Below are 17,817 nucleotides of genomic sequence, written 5' to 3'. Positions count from 1 at the left end.
CGCCGGTCGGAGCGGGGTTGGTATGTCGGAGCAGGTCAGAGCCTCAATTGAAGACGTCCGTGAGCCTGGTTGGGTGGGTCAGGGAACCGGCCACCCCTGGCGCTGGCGGATCCTCGCTGTCGTTCTGGTGGCCGAGATCCTCGATCTTCTCGACGCCACGGTGGTCACGATCGCCGCCCCGTCGATCCGGGCCGATCTGGGCGGCGCGCCCTCGACCATGCAGTGGCTGACCGCGGGCTACACGCTCACGTTCGGGGTGCTGCTGGTGGTCGGCGGCCGGCTGGGCGACCGGTTCGGCCGGCGGCGTCTCTTCCTGATCGGGGTCAGCGGGTTCACCGTGTTCTCGCTGGCCTGCGCCCTGGCCACCTCACCCGGCCAGTTGATCACCTTCCGGGTGCTCGAGGCCGCCTTCGGGGCGCTGCTGCTGCCGCAGGGGATGGGCATCGTGAAGACGGTCTTCCCGCCGTCCGAGACCGGCAAGGCGTTCGGGCTGTTCGGGCCGGTGATCGGGCTCTCCGCGGTGGGTGGGCCGATCCTGGCCGGGAGCCTGATCGAGCTCGACCTGTGGGGCACCCACTGGCGCATGATCTTCCTGATCAACCTGCCGCTGGGGCTGGCCGCCCTGGCCGGGGCCCTGCGCTGGATGCCGCGCGACCGGCCGCGCCCGGGGGCGGTGATCGACCTGGTCTCGGCAGCCCTGCTCGGCGCTGCCCTGCTGCTGGTGATCTACCCGTTGATCCAGGGGCCGGAACGGGACTGGCCGGCCTGGACCTGGCTGAGCCTGAACGCCGGGGCGCTGTTCGCCGGGCTGTTCGCGCTCTGGGAACGACGCAGCCGCAATCCCCTGATCGCCCCGGAACTGCTGCGCCTCAGCGGTTTCCGTAACGGGCTGCTGGTGCTGTTGGGGGTGTTCGCGGGGATGGCCGGACTGATGCTCACCTTGTCCCTGTTCACCCAGAGCTTCCTGGGCTACTCCGCCTTCCGGTCCGGCCTGACCATGGCCCCGATGGCCTTGGGCATGGCAATCGCTGCCGGGCTGGTGTCCGGCCTGGTCGCCACCCGGCCGCGGCTGCTGCTGGCCGTGGGCACCGCCGTGAACGTGCTCGGCGTGGTGGCTCTTGCTCTGGTGATCCGTTGGCAGGGGGCCGATCTGGAGCTGCTCTGGCTGGTCGGGCCGATGCTGGTGATCGGGCTGGGGATGGGCACCGGGATGGGGTCGCTCTTCGACCTGGTGATCGCCGACGTGCCCGAGGCGGAGGCGGGCGGGGCTTCCGGGGTGATGACGGCGGTGCAGCAGTTGGCCGGGGCGGTCGGGGTCGCGGGGGTGACCACGCTCTACCTGGCGCAGGTGCAGTCGCAGCCGGTGCCCGAGGCGATGGCGGTCAGCCTGGGCGCGGTCGCCGGCGTGCTGGTGTTCACCGGGGTGCTGATCCGGCTCCTGCCGGGTCGGTGAGTGTCGGACGGAAGGCCCGGGCCAGGAGCAGGAGTGATCCGGCCAGCAGGACGGCCAGGAAGAACCCGCCGCGCAGGCCCAGGCCGCTGCCCACCGCCCCGATCAACGCTGCTCCGAGCAGGGCGCCGAGGTAGTTGAACACGTTCAGCCGGGCCACCAGCTGGTCGGCCTGCAGTTGGTCGCGGGCCCGGGCGCCGGCCGCGGCGAAGCAGAGTGGGGGCACCACGGCCAGGCCGAGGCCGGCGAGGGCGAAGCCGGTCACGGCCACCGCGGGCGCCGGCGCCAGGACGAGCAGGAGCGTGCCGGCGATGCCGATCAACGCGCCCGCGCGCACCGTGGTCACCGCCCCGGCCCGTTGCACGGCCCGGTCGCCGAAGAGCCGCGAAACCAGAGCCAGGGCCTGGTAGGCGCCGTAGGCCAGCGGGGCCACGCTGTCCGAGGAGTCAAGGACGTCGGTGAGATAGATGGCGCCCCAGCTGGAGGCTCCCGAGTCCACGGCCCAGTAGGCGGCCAGGGCCAGCCCGAGCATGAGCAGCGGCCCCCGGCTGAGGAAGCCCGGGAGTTCACCGACCGGTGCCACCGCATCCGGTGCCGACCGCGCATCCAGGCCCCCGGACGTCTTCAATCGGGGTTCGAGCAACCAGGCCCCCGGCCCGGCGGCGATGATCAGCACCACGCCGGCGGCCAGGGCGACCGAGAGCCCGAGATCCAGCCCGGCCTCCTCGCCGGCCGCCACGTACAGCGCCCCGGCGATCGCAGCGGCGCTCCAGGCCGCGTGGAAGGAGTTGAGCACGCTGCGCCCGTAGCCGTGCTGCACTGCCACGCCCTGCATGTTGGAGGCCGCGTCGATCCCGCCCAGGGCTATGCCGTACATCGCGAAAGCGGCGATGAAGAGCCACAGTTCGCCGGCCGTACCGATCACCGTGGCGGTGACGGCCGCCAGCAGCAGGGCCAGTCGCAGAGCGAGCCGGCTGGAGGTGCGCGCCGCCAGCGCCTCGCTGGCCAGGCTGCCGACCCCGGCGATCAGGGTGACCATGACGACGATCAGGGTGACCGTGCCGTCGGCGAGCGCGAACCGGTCCTTGAACTGGGGCAGGTGGGTCAGCAGAACGGTGAACAGCAGCCCCTGCGCCACGAACGCGGCCGAGGTGGCCAGGCGCGCGTGCACCATCGAGCGCTCCAGCACGGCCCGCGGTGCTGATCCTGACTCCGGACCTGCCCCCGGCGCCGGCATCGGCTCAGCGGGCCATCGTGACGAGCATCCGGGCAACGTCGTTCAGCCGGCGCAGCGCCGCGGCGGAGTCCTTGTCCACCAGCCAGCGCAGGGTGGCTCCGTCGATCGCCATCACCACCAGCGAGGCCACGTCGTCGATCTCCCGCTCCCAGGTGGCCCCCACCTGGGCGGCCACGTGCTGCAGCACTTCTGCGCAGGAGCGCACGGTGGTGTCGTACTGCTGCTGGGCCACATCGTTCAGGCGGGGCTCGCGCAACGCGCGCGTGGTGATCTCGTAGGTCAGCAGCTGGCGCCCGGGGCTGGCCTCGTGCACCGCCCACAGCCGTTCCAGGGCGGCCCGCAGGGCCACCTCCAGTTCGGCGGACCGTTCCGCGGGGCCCCGGAGGGCGGTAGCTCGGGCTGAGCCGGCGCGCTCGGCCGTGGCTCCGGCGGGGACGAGGGTGGGTATCGGGGGCGGGCGCAGATCGGCCGGCGCCTCGGCGGCCTCGGCCGTGTCCTCGGCGATACGGGCGGCCATCGCGACCGTCAGGTCGTCCTTGGTGGCGAAGCAGTACGACACCAGCCCGAGGGAGACCCCGGCCTCGGACGCGACCCGGCGGGCGGTCACCGCCGCCACACCTTCACGTTCGCCGATGGCAATTCCGGCGTCGATGAGTTGCCGACGCCGGTCGGCGATCGGTCGATATGCCCGCATGCCGCCAGTCAAGACTTGAACATCGGTCCAAGTCAATGACTGGTGTGCCAGTTCCGCAGCGGTGTGACACCGGAGTCGCCGAAAGTGAGCGAAGAGGGCTGGACGGGTGAAGGGCCGGCCGAGGTGGAGTTCGGATTGACTCCGTGAATCCGTTGCCGAAACGAAGGATTTCTCGCGCCCGGAAATTCTGGTGCGGCAAAAACGGAACACTGCCGGCCCCGGCTGTGGGAGCCTCGGTGCGTACCTTCTCGGGTATTCGGATTTCGGCGCACCTCGCCGATCGGTCGAACAGCGGCCGGACAGTGGCCGGGTACTGACCGGGCACTGCTCGGGGAGTGGTCAAACCTACCGGCACGAGGTCGAATTGGCGGCCGGGCAGGTTATCTGCGGAACAATTCATCATGTCCCGTCCGGCCGGCGGAAATGGCCCGCCGCGCTTTGACGGGGCAGTCAGGAAACGAAAACATACTGCCATGGCAACCAGAACAGTGACCGAACTGCTCGACGACCTGACCGGACAGCCGGCCGATGAAACGGTGACTTTCGGTCTCGACGGTGTCGAGTACGAGATCGACGTGACCAAGAAGAATGCCGCCGCGCTGCGAAAGGCCCTGGCGCCCTACCAGGAAGTCGCGCGCCGGGTCGGCGGGCGTAAGCAGAACGCGCCGAAGCGAGTTTCGACAGGTGTCGACAATCGGGCGGTCCGGGCCTGGGCCGCGAGCAACGGGATCGAGCTGTCCGAGCGCGGCCGGATCCCGGCCCACGTGATCGAGCAGTACCAGGCCGCCGGCAACTGACCGGCCACCACCTCTCGCACGCTCCTGGAGACCGACAGGTGCAGTCCCGAAGTGCCACTCCCGGTGATCACGGGCAGAGTGACGAGCGCGGACGGACACGCAGAGGAGGCAGCGTGCGGGACGAGACCCACAACCCGGGTCCCCACTTGCTCGCCAACCGGTACGCGTTGGGGGACGTGATCGGCAAAGGTGGGATGGGCCTGGTGTACCAGGCCTGGGACTCGGTGCTTCAACGCGACGTGGCGGTGAAGGTGCTGCATCAGGTGGCCCTGGAGGACGAGGTCAACCGAGCGAGGTTCGCCTCCGAGGCGGACACGCTCGCCGGGCTGGACCATCCTGGCCTGATCGCTCTTTACGACGCCGCGACCGACGGTGACTCGCCCTATATAGCCATGGAGCTGGTGCGGGGCGAGACGCTGAGCCGGCGCTGCCGTCCGGAGCCGTTGTCACCGCACGAGGTCAGCCGGGTCGGGGCCCGGCTCGGCGAGACCCTGGACTACGTGCACTCCCAGCGGATCATCCACCGCGACGTCAAGCCCAGCAACGTGCTCATGGCCGAGGACGGCACGATCAAGCTCGGCGACTTCGGTGTGGCCCGGGCCCTGGACAGCGCCGAGCGCCTGACCGGGACCGGCCTGACCATGGGCACGGCCGGCTACCTCTCTCCGGAGCAGGTACGCGGCGAGGAGATCCGGGAGTCCAGCGACATCTACTCGCTCGGCCTGGTGCTGATCGAGGCGCTCAGCGGCAAGCCCGCGTTCCAGGGCGAGCCGGGTGCGGTCGCGGTGGCCCGGCTGCTCAACCCGCCCCGGATCGACGTGGACATCCCGGCCGGTCTGGCCGGGCTGCTCACCGCGATGACGGACAGCGACCCGCAGCAGCGCCCGGAGGCCGGTGAGGTCGCGGACCACCTGCGCACCTTCCACGAACTGGAGGGGCAGGGAACGGCGGCCAACGTCACCGAGGTGGTCAACCTGCCCGCGCCGCTGTTGTCCGGGCCGGAGTCGCCGGACGTGGGGGTGCCTGCGCAGCCGCGCCGGTCCCGCGGGGGCAGTCCTGCCCAGGCCAGTCCGGAGCTGGAGGCGCTGGCAGCCGACTTTGGGGTGTCCACCCTCCTCCAGCCGTCCCCCTCGGAACCGACGCATTCCCCGGTGGGGCGACATGCGTCTTCAAACCGCCGTTCGCGCACCATCCCGCGGACCGACCCCAACGGCCTGCCCCGGCGGGCCATCGGCAACGGCTCCGGGGAGCTGCCGCATCGGCGGGAGCTCCGGGAACGCCGCCGCCGGCCGCGCCGGGCGATGCTCGGCCTGACCGTGCTCACGGTCGCCGTGCTCGCCTCGACGCTGCTGGTCGCCATGCTGCTGTAGCGCTCCTGCTACTTGTGCTTGCCCAGCGTGTGGGCCAGGTCGACCATCGCCTTCGCGGCCTTCTCCAGTTCGTCGGCGGCCTGGCCGGCGAACTGGTTCAGCGCAGGCAGCCGGGTGGCCAGGGTGAGCTCGGCCGTGACCACGGTGACGTCCATGCCCATCGAGGTGCCCAGACACTGCACGATGCCGGGCACCTCGTGGTCGGCGTGCTCGCCGGGGGTGCCCGGCCCGTAGGAGGCTCCCCGGCTGGAGACCACGACCACCGGCTTTCCCGCCAGCGGCTGGCTCGGCTGGTCGTCGACGGTGGAGGTCAGCCCCCCGACGTGGACGTAGTCCAGCCACGCCTTGAGCGTGGAGGGCATGGCCCAGTTGTACATCGGGGCGCCGAGCAGGACGACGTCGGCGTTCAGCAGTTCGTCGATCAGGACCTTCTGCAGCCGCTCGGCCCCCGGCGGCACGACCTCCTCGCTGGTGCGCAGTCGCGGCGCCCAGTGCAGCGCGCTGGTAGGCAGGTGCGGCAGCGGGTCGAGGTGCAGGTCGCGCTGCACCACCAGGTGGTCGGTGCTGATCTCGGTCCAGGTGGTGGCGAACCGGGCGGTGAGAGCGCGGCTGACGGAATTGCGCAGGTCGGCGGAGGAGTCGAGATGCAGCAGGGTCGGCACGGGGGTCCTTACTGTCGGTCGGGGGGACTGCCGCTGACTCTGCCACGCGCGGGACAGACCTGCCGACGACCCGCGGACCACCGGCGCCCGCCGGTTGAGCTGCGGCTTCTGGAGGACGCGCGGGCGAGATCGCCTGGTTCGTGGTGGAACCGGCCCGTTACGCTAGGCTAGCGACATTTCCAATGGTGCATGTGAAGATGGGGCCCCAGTCATCCATGTGAGCTTGGTGCGCTCTGTCGAGCAGGCCGGGAGGGCCCGATGAACCTGGTCGGCTACGCGGTGGGCCTGCTGATCCTGGTCGCGCTCGTGATCCAGGCCATTCAGGCGCTGAGTGACGCGCTGGGTGGGCTGTTCGGCGCGATCGGCCAGGCGCTGCTCCTGGTCGTGCAGGTCGGCCTCACGTTCTTCGTCATCCTCACGGTGCTGCTGATCTGGCGCTGGATGCTCCCCTTCTTCCGGGGCAGCATGCGGGGCCTGCGCACCAGCCCGGCCTCGCGGGTGGCCTTCGGCCGCGACGAGAAGCTCGTGCGCCGCGCCGACGAGGGCTCGCTGTCCGGTCTGCTGCCGGTGCGGGTCACGCTGCAGCCGGAGGCGGGCGAGGCCGAGGAGGCCGAGAAAGAAGCCACGCCGCGTCTGCGCCGGGGCCCGGGCAATTCCTGGCGGCACAAGGGCGACTGGGCTCCGGCCCGGCCTGTCCCGGCCGGCGACACCGACGCAGAACGACCGGTCGACGTGGTGCCCGGCGAGATCGTGGCCCGCGAGTCCACCGGGGCCTCGCGGGTGCCGCAGCCGAACTCTCACCACGAGACCGAGGTGCCTGGCGGAACGCGCGCGGGATGGGCTGCTGGCGCAGCTGCCCTGGGGGCCAAGCTCTGGCCCCGGCGCTCTGCTGAGGATGAGGTCGAACAGCGCCCGCAGATCGAGAAGGCGAAGCCTGAGGCCGGCGAGTCCGACGGTTCCGGCGGTTCCGGTTCCGGTGAAGTGGCAGTTCGGGAGTCCGGCGCCTCGGCGCTGACTGGCCCTCCGGCCGACGCCCGGTCTCGGCGCACCGGCTCCAGCCCACTCAGGCCGAGCGGTCCTTCGGAAGAGCAGGGTTCTCCGGAGGCGGGCCCGGCCCTGGCGTCGGGTGCCTCCGTGGTGTCCCGTGAAGGCGCCGCTACTACTGACAAACGTGGCCCGGCGTCCGATGAGCAGGACGAGCGTCCTCTGCCTCGGCGTCGTGCCGGGGAGTCCGGTGCGGCCCAGGCTTCCGAGCCGTTGCGTAGTCGGGCCTCCCGATTGCTGGGGCGTTCCGGCAAGCCGAAGGCCGAGGAGCCGGGGGCGTCGGACTTGGGTGGTGCCGACGCGACCGGAGCAGACCGCGAGGTCAGCCCGACCCGTTCTTCTGGCCCCTCTGAATCAGGTAGTCCGCTTGGTACGGCCGGCGCAGCTGCCGGAGCCGGTGCAGTCGGTGCAGCCAACGCGGCGGGGGCGGCCAGTCCGGCCGGTGTCTCCCAGGCGGATGATGCGTCCAGCTCAGACGGCACGCACGGTTCTACAGGTGCGTTCCGCCTTGGTGGACCGGCGGGCTCGTCTGATGCCGTGGACTCGTCCGGTGCCGTTGGCTCGTCCGGTGCGGCGGGCTCATCCGGTGCGGCGGGCTCATCCGGTGCGGCCAACTCGCTTGGTGCGGCGGACGCGTCTGGTCCGGCGGGCTCATTCGGTGCGGCCAACTCGTCCGGTCCGGCCAACTCGTCTGGCGCGGTGGGCTCATCCGGTGCGGCCAACTCGTCCGGTCCGGCCAACTCGTCCAGTGCGGTGGGCTCATCTGATGCGGCCATCTCGTCCGGTCCGGCGGCCTCGTCTGGTGCGACGGGCTCATCCGGTGCGGCTAACTCGTCCGGTCCGACCAACTCGTCCAGTGCGGTGGGCTCGTCTGGTGCGGCCAACTGGTCGGGCGCGGTGGGCTCGTCTGGTGCGGCCATCTCGTCCGGTCCGGCGGGCTCGTCTGATGCGGCCAACTCGCCTGGTGCGGCGGACTCGTCCGTTCCGGCGGACTCGTCCGTTCCGGCCGACTCGTCCCGTCCGGTTGGCCTGCCCGGTTCGATTGGTGCGCCTGGCTCGACTGGCGCGCCCGGTTCAACTGGTGCATCCCGCCTCGCCGGAGCTTACGCTTCATCACGCCCCGACGACGCGCCTGGACCTGGGAGCCCATCTGGTTCGGCGGGCTCATCTGGTCCGGTCGAGCAGTCGGGTCAAGCCGGTTCGTCCCGGCTGAGTGCCTCGCCGAGCCCGGCCGGGAGTACGCCGCCCTCCACTGGTGCGTCACGCCTGGGCGGCCCGGTGGCACCGCCAAGTTCGGCTGCCTCGCCCTCGGAGGCATCGAGCGAGGCGGCTCGCGAGCAGGGTTCGTCGGTAGATGCCGGCGTTACCGCCTCAGAAACCAGCCAGGTGCGTCCTGTCGCTTCTGATGCCGACCCCTCCATGCTCCCCACCCCCGCGCGCCCCAAGCATGCTGCCCCCACGACGTCCTCTGTTGTTCCGGTTTCTCCCGCCACCGCAGGGGACACGAGCGCAGACGACGAACTGGACCGGGAAGATGAGCGGGCCGCCGAGAAGTCCGGTGGTTCTCAGCCTGGCCCGGTCCCGGCCCCCGTCAGTGCTCTGCGTCGTAGGTCGGGCGATTCCGCGCCGCGCCGGCCGCAGGAGCCCTACGACCCGTCGAAGAATCCGTACCAGGACGGCGCTGAAGAGGCATCGAACGACCTTCCGGTTCCTCGGCTTTCGCAGCTCCTGTCGCAGTCTCGGCGCCGGGTGAAGGATCGCGCGCGCAAGGTGGGGCGTTTCCTGCCTGGCGGTGACAGCGGTGAAGAGCAGGTCAGGTCGGAAAAGGCCGACGCCGAAACGGAATCCAGGGTGGATGAGGCGGGTCCGGCGGCGTCCGTGAGCCCGGAGCCCGCGGATGAGCCAGACACCGAACGCGGCCACACCGGCGCCACGGTGCTCGGGGCGGCTGCGGCTGGTCTTGCGGCAGGGGCCGTGGCGGGGGCAGCGGCCAGTTCTCGAGACGAGGAGCCGGACGAGGCGAAGCCGCGCACGGCGGCGGAAGACGCCCGGGCGGTACGCGAGCGGCGTCCGAGCCTGCGCGAGGTGATGTTGACCCGCTCGCACGACCGGGCCTCGGAGGCCTCGGCGAACGAAGAGCCCGAGGAGCCGAAGCCGGTAGCGGCCGCTCCGGAAACACCGGCCGCGGTGAAACCCGAAGCAGCAGATGCGGCGGGGACGGACGCACAGCAGCCTGAGGCCGAGGGGACGGGATCCTCCAGACTGGAGTCGGCTTCGCAGGCCGGGGTGGCGTCGCAGCCCAAGGCGCAGCCGGAACCTCCGCCCGAGCCGCAGGCACGCTGGCAGCGAGGGCTTACCGGCGAGCAACCGGTGGTCACGGACAAGGCCCGTGGGCGGGCGCCGGAGTGGGGCACCCCGGAAAGTGCGGCAGACAAGGCTGCGACAGAACAGACGATGGTTGAACCTCCCCCCGCCGCTCCTGCACAGGGCGGGTCCGGGTGGGGCGAGAAGCCGTTCACCTTCTTCGGCCTTCACGACGAAGTCGGCCCGGACGACGAGGGCGCGGTGGTTCAGCCGTCCGTAGAGACCGACGAGGGTCGGGCGGCCTCGCCGGTGGGGGAGCAGCAGGAGGGGCCGGACGAGTCCACCGAGACAGCGGCCGAGATTGCAGCTGCAGCGGACATGGCCGAGTCGGCGGCCGGCCAGTCCACGGGTTCGCATCCCTTGCCCAAGGACTCGCAGGCCAGGGACTCGCACGTCACGGGCGTGCGGGCCGAGGGCGTGCGGGCCGAGGGCGTGCGGGCCGAGGGCGTGCGGGCCGAGGGCGTGCGGGCCGAGGGCGTGCGGGCCGAGGACTCGCTGGCCAAGAAAACGTGGACCGAGGATCTGCGGGCCGAGGATGCTCGGAGCCGGGAACCGCAGTCCGAAGAGACCCTGGTTCAGCACCAGCGGGCGCAGGAACCTCAGGCCGAGGACCCGCGGGCCGAGAACGTGCTAGCCGAAGAAGGTCCCTCCCAGGGGGCGCCGGCGAACAGCCCGCAGACCGGGGCCGAACCGGCCCGGAACCACCAGATTCAGAACGAGCAGGCTCAGGACGAGCAGGCCGGAACCCTGAGGCCGGGAGCGTCGCAGGTCGATCGCCCGCAGGCCCCGAGTCGGCCGGTCGAGGGCTCGCAGGCCCCGAGTCCGCAGACCGCGAGTCGGCAGGTCGAGGGCTCGCAGGCCCCGAGTCCGCAGACCGAGAGTCCGCAGACCGAGAGTCCGCAGACCGAGAGCCCGCAGGCCGAGGGTCCGAAGGCTGGCAGCTGGCAGGTTGGCAGTGCGCAGGCCGGGAATCCACCGCCCAAGGACCGGCAGCCCAAGGGCACCGGGGTAGACGCAGGGACAGACGGCGACAGGTCAGGCAGGACGGACGGCGAGGCTGAGAGCGGGGACGGCCGTGCAGAAGAGGCCGCCAAGACCGCGCCGAGGCCCGAGGCGCCGATCACGCCGCGGTCGATCCCCGGTCAGCGTGAGCGGGTGCTGCTGAGCGGGGCGCCGGATCTGCCGGAGCTGACCGCGCGCAAGTCCCCTCCCCGCCGTGCGCAGCCACACCAGCTGAGCACCTACACCTACCGCAACGAACTGCCGCACCTCGACCTGGAGACCAGGCTGGCCGATGAGGCCGTCTGCCAGGCAGCGCTCGACCTGGCCGCCTCCCCCGAGGACGAGGGTGCACGTCAGCTGTTGCTGGAGTCCCTGGTCGGGGACGGCGCTGCCCATACCGAGTCGCGCACGTTGCTCCAGGTGACCGCGCTGCGAGGGTCGGGCGGGGCGGTGGCCGAGTTCCTCGACGGGCTGGTGCTCATGCGCGACCTCAACGCCCGGGCCTTCCCGTCGGCGCCGGCCCCGGTGCCCGGGGTGATCGCCACGTCCTCGCGGGCCTCACGGACGAGCCGCATCGACAACGTCTACGCCGTCACCCCCGACCGGGCCGCCCGCGACCTGCTGTCCGGCGTTCCCGGATTCACCCGGGCGCTGGCCAACTGGGCGATGATCGCCGACGACGAGGACCGGCCCGACCTGGAGGCGGCCTTCCAGCGGGCGGTGGCGAACATGCCGATGGAGCTGCTCGACGCGATCCGTCACGCGATCAAGCTGGCGCCGCCGCTGCCCGGGGTGCCTCTGCGGGTGGACCGGCTCACCGGCGTCGTCACCACCCTGCCCGAGGAACAGGCCACCGAGGTGCCGGGTGAGGGCTTCCCGGCCGAGTGGCGCCGCTCGGAGCGCCGCTTCTACCAGTAGCCCGCCCCGCCCCGGCGAAGTTCAAGATCCGTGCTGTTCTCAGCCCGGCCTCTGAGCTGTCCGAGCGTGGTCTGAAGCCCGGGGCGGCCTCGATCGCCTGTTCGAGTGCACCGCGGGCGTCATCTACGCCGGGCGGGCGACCATCTACTTGGATGTCTACTCCTGCTGACGAACTGTGTACCTGGGTCTACTGCACAGTCCACATAGACAGCCAGGAGGGCAAGTGTTCGGCGCCGGACGCGTTCGTAGGATCGGTGGGGCGGCTCTCGCCCTGGTCTCCACCGCACTGGTGTCGGTGCTCGTCTCCCAGCCGGCCATGGCCGCCACGAGCGTCACCCGCACCATGGCCTGGAACAACACCGCGCCCAGCCTGATCCGCCCGAACACCGACTACACCACCCTGCAGACCGCCACCCGGGTGCCCGGCACCGTCGACGGCAAGGCGCTCAGGCTGACCCTCCCGGCCGATCCCGAGGCCGGCCCGATGGGCGGGGTGGGCTTCGAGACCACCAAGGCCTACAAGTACGGCACCTTCGGCAGCCGGATGAAGACCGCCGACTGCACCGGCCAGAAGAACGCGCCCGGCGTGATCACCGCGGCCTTCACCTACTCCCGCGACCACGCCGACACCAACGGCAACGGCGTGACCGACAACAACGAGATCGACTTCGAGATCCTCTGCTCGCAGCCGGACGTGGTCTGGATGACGATCTGGACCGACTACAGCGAGACCTCGAACAACCTGCGCTCGATCTCCCGGGTGGTGAACGTGCGCACCGGCGAGGTGCTCTACAACTGCTACATCACCGCCTACGGCAAGGGCTGCGAGAAGCCGCTGCCCGGTGAGAACCTGCCGGCCCGCACCACCCCGATCCCCGGGTTCGACGCCTCGAAACAGTTCCGCACCTACAAGTTCGACTGGAGCGCCGACCGGGTCGTCTTCTACACCTTCGACAACCAGAACCGGAAGGTCGTGCTCTGGGACTACCGCGGCCCGTCCGACCGCATCCCGCAGAGCCCCTCGCTGTTCATGCAGAACGTCTGGCACAGCGCGAACTGGGCGCCGTTCGGCTCCACTGCCAAGCCGACCCGCCCGACGGTGGCCAACACCGCCCTGATCGACAGCACCTTCCTGCCGCAGTAGACCCCCGCAACGGAAAAGACCGGCGACCCGAAGGTCGCCGGTCTTTTCCGTTGCCCGAGAGGTCAGTTGACGACCTGGCCGCCGACCACGGCGATGTACTGCTCGGGCCGGAAGGTGAGAATCACCCGCACGTCCGCGTCCGGGATCGGGTAGACGCTGCCGTAGCGCACCTGCAGCGACCGGTAGAACGAGGCTTCCGCGTCGTCGTCCTCGACCGACTCCAGCCGGGCCCGCACCTCCAGGAACCGGTACGGGTTCTCCGGGTCGAGCACCGAGAACGACACCCGCGGCTCGTGCTGGAGGTTGGCGAACTTCTGCCGGTTCTTGGTGTGCGTGAGCTTCAGCGTCTCACCGTCCCAGGCGAACCACATCACGCTGCTCTGCGGCGACCCGTCCGGGCGGATCGTGGCCAGATGGGCGAAGTTGGCGCGTTCGAGCAGGTCCTGGTGGCTTTCCGGAAGGGCGCGCGTGGCCATTGCTCTACTCCAGCGGTCGTTGCGGGATGAACGGAGTCACGTTACTGCTGGTCGTCGTCCACCGGGACCCGCAGCGGGCGCAGGAACACCCAGGCCAGCATGATCACGGCGAAGACCAGCAGGCCGATCCCCACCCGCAGGTTCCAGTTCGCCCCGTCGGTGCGCGCGATGTCGGCGTCGTCGGTGAACCACAGCCCCATCACCAGCAGGATCACTCCGTAGAACCCGATCAGGCCGCCGATGATGTTGCGGATGTCGAAAGCACCCGCCGTGGTGGTCTTCGTTGCTTCAGCCATCGTGGCAACCCCTCTCAGAAGAAGATGATGTTCAGGGCCACGGTGATCGCGGCGGCCACGCCGACGAGCATCGGGGTGGAGCGGTACCAGACGGCCTCGTCACCGGAGCGGTTCTCGCTCAGGTCGGCCTTCGGGGTCAGCGAGTAGACCAGACCCCGTAGCTCCGACTCGGGTTTCGGTGCGGTCACCATGGTCACCAGCACACTCACCACGATGTCGGCGACGAAGGCGACGCCGGCCGCCAGGAAGCTCGCGCCCTGGCCCTGCAGGCTGATCACCTCGGTCTCGGACAGGATGAAGACGAAGACGGCGGAACTGGTTCCGACCACCAGGCCGACCCAGCCGGCGGTGGGGGTCATCCGCTTCCAGAACATCCCGAGGATGAAGGTGGCGAACAGCGGGGCGTTGAAGAACGAGAACAGCTGCTGCAGGTAGTCCATCAGGTTCGAGTAGCCCGAGGCGATCAGCGCGGTGAAGATCGCGGCCACCGTCGCGGCCACCGTGACCCAGCGGCCGACCCGCAGGTAGTAGCCGTCGGGGCGGTCCTTCACCACGTAGGTCTGCCAGATGTCGTAGCTGAAGACCGTGTTGAAAGCGCTGATGTTGGCGGCCATACCGGCCATGAAGGCGGCCAGCAGACCGGTGATCGCCAGGCCCAGGAGACCGTTCGGCAGCAGGTCGCGCATCAGCAGCAGCAGGGCGTCGTTGTAGGTGACGTCGCCGCTGCCGTCGCCCTTGTACTGGATCATCTCCTGCACCGAGACCGCGGCGATCATGCCGGGGATCACCACGATGAACGGGATGAACAGCTTGGGGAAGGCGCCGATCACCGGGGTGCGGCGGGCGGCGGACATGCTCTTGGAGGCCATCGCCCGCTGGACCTCGACGAAGTTCGTGGTCCAGTAACCGAAGGAGAGCACGAAGCCGAGGCCGAAGATGATGCCGACGACCGACAGGAAGTTGTTGGAGAAACCGGACAGTTCGTTGCCGGGCCAGGCCGAGAGCTGCTCGGCGCCACCGGGACTGGCGGCCACCTTCTCCTTCAGGCCCTCCCAGCCGCCGACCTTGTGCAGGCCGGCCAGGGTGAGCGGGAGCAGGGCGGCGACGATCACGAAGAACTGCAGCACCTCGTTGTAGATCGCCGCGGAGAGCCCGCCGAGGGTGGTGTAGACCAGCACGATCGCCGCGGCGACGATCAGCGAGACCCACAACGGCCAGCCCAGAAGCACATTCACGATCGTGCCGAGCAGGTACAGGTTCACGCCGGCGATCAGGACCTGGGCCAGGGCGAAGCTCACGGCGTTGACCAGGTGGGCCGCGGGGCCGAACCGGCGGAGCATGAACTCCGGCACCGAACGGACTTTCGAGCCGTAGTAGAACGGCATCATCACGACGGCCAAGAACAGCATCGCGGGGACGGCGCCGATCCAGAAGTAGTGCATGGTCGGCATGCCGTACTGGGCGCCGTTGGCCGACATGCCCATGATCTCGATCGCGCCCAGGTTCGCGGAGACGAACGCCAGACCGGTCACCCAGGCCGGCAGCGAGCGGCCGGACAGGAAGAAGTCGATGCTGCTCGACACCTGGCGTCGGGCGAGGACGCCGATGCCCAGGACGACGGCGAAGTAGGACGCCAGGATGACGTAGTCGATGGCTGACGCATCGAGGCGGAGGACGTCCGAGTCCACCAGGAACCCCCTTGTGCTGGCCCTGGCTTCCATGGGTTGGAATCCGGTTCGGGCAACCTCAGGTATAAACCTGGTCGTTGCCTGACGCAATTTGTGGACGCCCCGATTGGCGGCACCCCGGATCAGGGGGTAGTGACGCCCGACACTACTGTGGCGTCGAGGTTTTCGTCGATGTGTGTTTCTGGTCTCAGCCCATGACGGGCCATCAGTGATTCGGCGAACGGCACCTGGCGCCGGCTCACCTCGGCCATCACCCGACCGCCGGGCGCCAGCCATTCCCGGGCCCCGGCGACCAGTCGGGTGAACACGGTCAGGCCGTCGGGCCCGCCGTTCACCGCCGTTTCCGGTTCGTGGCGGCGGGACTCTGAAGGGAGGAAGGCGAGCTCCTCGGTGGGAACGTAGGGAACATTGGCGACAACGACGTCCACAGTTCGACGTAGTCGGCCGGGCAGGGGGGAGAAGAGGTCGCCGGTGTAGAGATGCACGTTCGCATCAGCAGGAAGGTTCGACCGGGCCAGATCGACTGCCGCCGGGTCGATGTCGGCCGCATGTAGCTCGACCGGCCCGGGCACCTCGTTCAGGATCGAGGCGCTGATCGCCCCGGCGCCGCAGCACAGCTCGACCACTGTGTCGGGCTGGGCCGAAATGGCCTGCTGGGCCAGGAACTCGGTGCGGTGGCGAGGAACGAAGACGCCTTCCCGGACGCGGATCCGCAGGCCGCGGAACCGGGCCCAGCCGACGACGAGCTCGAGCGGTTCACCCTCGGCCCGCCGCTCGGTCTTGAGCGTCAGATCCTGCTCGTCGGAAGCGCTTTCGATGAGCAGGTCGGCCTCGTCCTCGGGCCAGACGCAACCGGCCCGCCGCAGCCGGTCGAGCACCTCGTACCGGGTCATGCCTGCGGATCGCGCAGACCGACGCAGTCGTTGTCCCAGAACTCGCGGGCGTAGACCAGGGTTCCGGTCATCCAGTCCGCGTAGGCCGGCAGCTTCACCACCTGGAACGCCTCGTCGGGAGTGCGCAGCGAAGGCTTACGGAAACCGAGCGGGCCACCGGCGACGAAGCCCAGCCGGGAGTAGAAGGCCGGATCGCCCTCGAGGAAGAGCAGGGGCACCGAGGTCCGGGAGAGCTCCTCGATCGCGGCCCGCACGAGGGCCGAGCCGATGCCCTGACCGTGGTGCTCCGGCGCGACCGCCAGCGGGCTCAGCACCGCCACGTCGACCAGGCGGCGCGGGGCGTCGAGCAGGCTGCGGGTGCACAGGGTGGAGCCGACGATCACGCCGTCCTCCTCCGCCACCAGCGCCAGGTCGCACTCCGAGGGCGGCATGGCCCTCAGCGCGCTCAGCAGTCGGCCGATGGTGGGGCCCTCCGAGCTGAACGCCCGTACGTTCACCTCGTCGGCGGCGGCCCGGTCGGCCTCGGTCTCGCGTCTGATCCGCACGCAGCGGAGATTAGTCCTCCGGCGCGGACCCGGTCACCCGAATTCCAGCGCGCTCAGGCGGTGACGAGCAGGGCCGCCCAGCCGGCGAGCAGCACCAGAGGCACCCCGCCCAGTCCGACCAGGGCGAACCGCAGGGCACTGATCTGCACCCCGCGAGCCCGGCAGCGTTCCCTCCACAACAGGGTGGCGAGTGAGCCCCAGACCAGGATCAGCGGACCGGCGTTCGTGCCGATCAGAGCGGCCAGCAGTTGCGTGGTCGCGCCCTGCGGCACCGCGGACTCCACGGCCAGGTAGGCAGGCAGGTTGTTGACCAAGTTGGCCGCCGCCCCGGCGGTGAACACCGTGGCCAGGGTGGAGTCACCGGCCAGGTTCTCGATCAGCTCCCGGCCGCCGTGCACCGTCACCGCGGTGACCACCAGGAACAAGCCCTCGGTGAGCAGCACGATCCGCCAGGGGAGCAGGTCCAGACCCAGGCTGTGCGGCGAACGGACGGCGAACACCGCCACCGCAGCGGCGGCACAGGGCACGGCCACGATCCACGGTTCGATGCCGATGATCACGCCCGGGGCCAGGGCCAGGCAGGCCGCGGCGCAGATCCGGAAGGTCCAGATGTCCGGCGGGGGCACGGTCTCGGGCGGGTCGAAACCACCCCGCAGGTCACGGTGGTGGATCAGCCCCAGGTAGAGCACGGTGACCAGGACACAGGCCAGTTCCGGCAGGGCCATCCGGGCCAGGAACTCGCCCGGGTGCACGCCGAGCCGGTCCACGGCCAGGAGGTTGGTCAGGTTCGAGACCGGCAGCAGCAGGCTGGAAGTGTTGGCCAGCCAGACCACGAGCAGGGCGAACGGCAGCGGCCGCAGGCCCAGCTTGTCGGTGATGGTCAGGACCACCGGGGTGAGCAGCACGGCCGTGGTGTCCAGGCTCATCCCGATCGTGGTCAGGGTGCCGAGCCCGGCCACGAGCAGGAACAGCCGCACGGTGGAGCCGCGGGCCAGCCGGGCACAGACCCGCGCGGCCGCGTCGAAGACCCCGGCCTTCTCGGCCAGGTCGGCCAGCACCGTGATCGCGACCAGGAAGACCATGACCGGTACGGCACGTTCCACTGCCACGTCGTAGGCCGTGTCGGCCGGTAGCCAGCCGGTGAGGACGACGACCGCACCGCCCAGAGCGAGCACCAGCCACATGGGGGGAAGTCAACCGGGCCGGGCCGAATCCCGCACTTCGGACCTGATGGAGG

14 protein-coding genes are annotated in these 17,817 nt (G+C 70.3%); 5 read left to right on the top strand and 9 right to left on the bottom strand.

The annotated features are described in order from the left end of the window. Positions 1-73 precede the first annotated feature (73 nt). A complete protein-coding gene (locus tag QSK18_RS02645) occupies positions 74-1,453 on the top strand; it encodes an MFS transporter (RefSeq protein WP_285616469.1) in 1,380 nt (459 codons plus the stop codon). On the opposite strand, the gene QSK18_RS02640 is transcribed toward QSK18_RS02645, so the two are convergent. Beyond that, positions 1,416-2,624 (bottom strand): MFS transporter, encoded by a 1,209-nt coding sequence (locus QSK18_RS02640; RefSeq protein ID WP_285616468.1) that lies wholly within the window; start codon positions 2,622-2,624, stop codon positions 1,416-1,418. The genes QSK18_RS02645 and QSK18_RS02640 overlap by 38 nt on opposite strands. A 67-nt stretch (positions 2,625-2,691) precedes the next feature. Further along, complete coding sequence (locus QSK18_RS02635; protein WP_285616467.1) at positions 2,692-3,381, bottom strand: TetR/AcrR family transcriptional regulator; 690 nt, start codon at positions 3,379-3,381, stop codon at positions 2,692-2,694. A gap of 473 nt (positions 3,382-3,854) precedes the next feature. Between QSK18_RS02635 and QSK18_RS02630 the strand changes: the two genes are divergently transcribed. Beyond that, a complete protein-coding gene (locus QSK18_RS02630) occupies positions 3,855-4,178 on the top strand; it encodes a histone-like nucleoid-structuring protein Lsr2 (protein WP_232808287.1) in 324 nt (107 codons plus the stop codon). Between the two features lie 113 nt (positions 4,179-4,291). Continuing rightward, a complete protein-coding gene (locus QSK18_RS02625; RefSeq protein ID WP_285616466.1) occupies positions 4,292-5,548 on the top strand; it encodes a serine/threonine-protein kinase in 1,257 nt (418 codons plus the stop codon). Positions 5,549-5,556: 8 nt separating this feature from the next. Here the strand turns inward: QSK18_RS02625 and QSK18_RS02620 are convergent, their stop codons facing one another. After that, entirely contained in the window at positions 5,557-6,210 is a 654-nt protein-coding gene (locus QSK18_RS02620; protein ID WP_232808285.1) for an FMN-dependent NADH-azoreductase, read from the bottom strand. Between the two features lie 258 nt (positions 6,211-6,468). On the opposite strand from QSK18_RS02620, the gene QSK18_RS02615 reads away from it, so the two are divergent. Together QSK18_RS02615 and QSK18_RS02610 are read left to right on the top strand one after the other, a co-directional pair. After that, positions 6,469-11,538: a hypothetical protein gene (locus QSK18_RS02615; protein WP_285616465.1), complete on the top strand. Its 5,070-nt coding sequence runs from the start codon at positions 6,469-6,471 to the stop codon at positions 11,536-11,538. A gap of 223 nt (positions 11,539-11,761) precedes the next feature. Next, positions 11,762-12,682, top strand: coding sequence for a glycoside hydrolase family 16 protein (locus QSK18_RS02610; RefSeq protein ID WP_232808283.1), 921 nt, complete (start codon positions 11,762-11,764; stop codon positions 12,680-12,682). A gap of 62 nt (positions 12,683-12,744) precedes the next feature. Here the strand turns inward: QSK18_RS02610 and QSK18_RS02605 are convergent, their stop codons facing one another. The 6 genes from QSK18_RS02605 to QSK18_RS02580 all read right to left on the bottom strand — a co-directional run bounded on the left by QSK18_RS02605 (position 12,745) and on the right by QSK18_RS02580 (position 17,764). Then, positions 12,745-13,158, bottom strand: coding sequence for a PPOX class F420-dependent oxidoreductase (locus QSK18_RS02605; RefSeq protein WP_232808282.1), 414 nt, complete (start codon positions 13,156-13,158; stop codon positions 12,745-12,747). Between the two features lie 41 nt (positions 13,159-13,199). Next, positions 13,200-13,454 carry a hypothetical protein gene (locus QSK18_RS02600; protein WP_232808281.1) on the bottom strand — a complete coding sequence of 85 codons (255 nt, stop codon included), beginning with the start codon at positions 13,452-13,454 and terminating at the stop codon, positions 13,200-13,202. A 14-nt stretch (positions 13,455-13,468) separates the two neighbouring features. Further along, positions 13,469-15,175: a sodium:solute symporter family protein gene (locus QSK18_RS02595; protein ID WP_352396431.1), complete on the bottom strand. Its 1,707-nt coding sequence runs from the start codon at positions 15,173-15,175 to the stop codon at positions 13,469-13,471. An 89-nt stretch (positions 15,176-15,264) separates the two neighbouring features. Further along, a complete protein-coding gene (locus tag QSK18_RS02590; protein ID WP_232808279.1) occupies positions 15,265-16,035 on the bottom strand; it encodes a putative protein N(5)-glutamine methyltransferase in 771 nt (256 codons plus the stop codon). Then, on the bottom strand, positions 16,032-16,580 hold the full coding sequence (locus QSK18_RS02585; protein WP_232808278.1) for a GNAT family N-acetyltransferase: 549 nt from the start codon (positions 16,578-16,580) through the stop codon (positions 16,032-16,034). Before QSK18_RS02585 ends, QSK18_RS02590 begins: the two co-directional genes overlap by 4 nt. Positions 16,581-16,633: 53 nt before the next feature. After that, complete coding sequence (locus QSK18_RS02580; RefSeq protein WP_232808277.1) at positions 16,634-17,764, bottom strand: SLC13 family permease; 1,131 nt, start codon at positions 17,762-17,764, stop codon at positions 16,634-16,636. Positions 17,765-17,817: the final 53 nt, after the last annotated feature.

Source organism: Kineosporia sp. NBRC 101677, assembly GCF_030269265.1.
GTDB classification, from domain to species: Bacteria; Actinomycetota; Actinomycetes; order Actinomycetales; family Kineosporiaceae; genus Kineosporia; species Kineosporia rhizophila.
The sequence above is the reverse complement of the archived record's forward strand: the minus strand, read 5'-3'. Positions and strand labels throughout refer to the sequence as shown.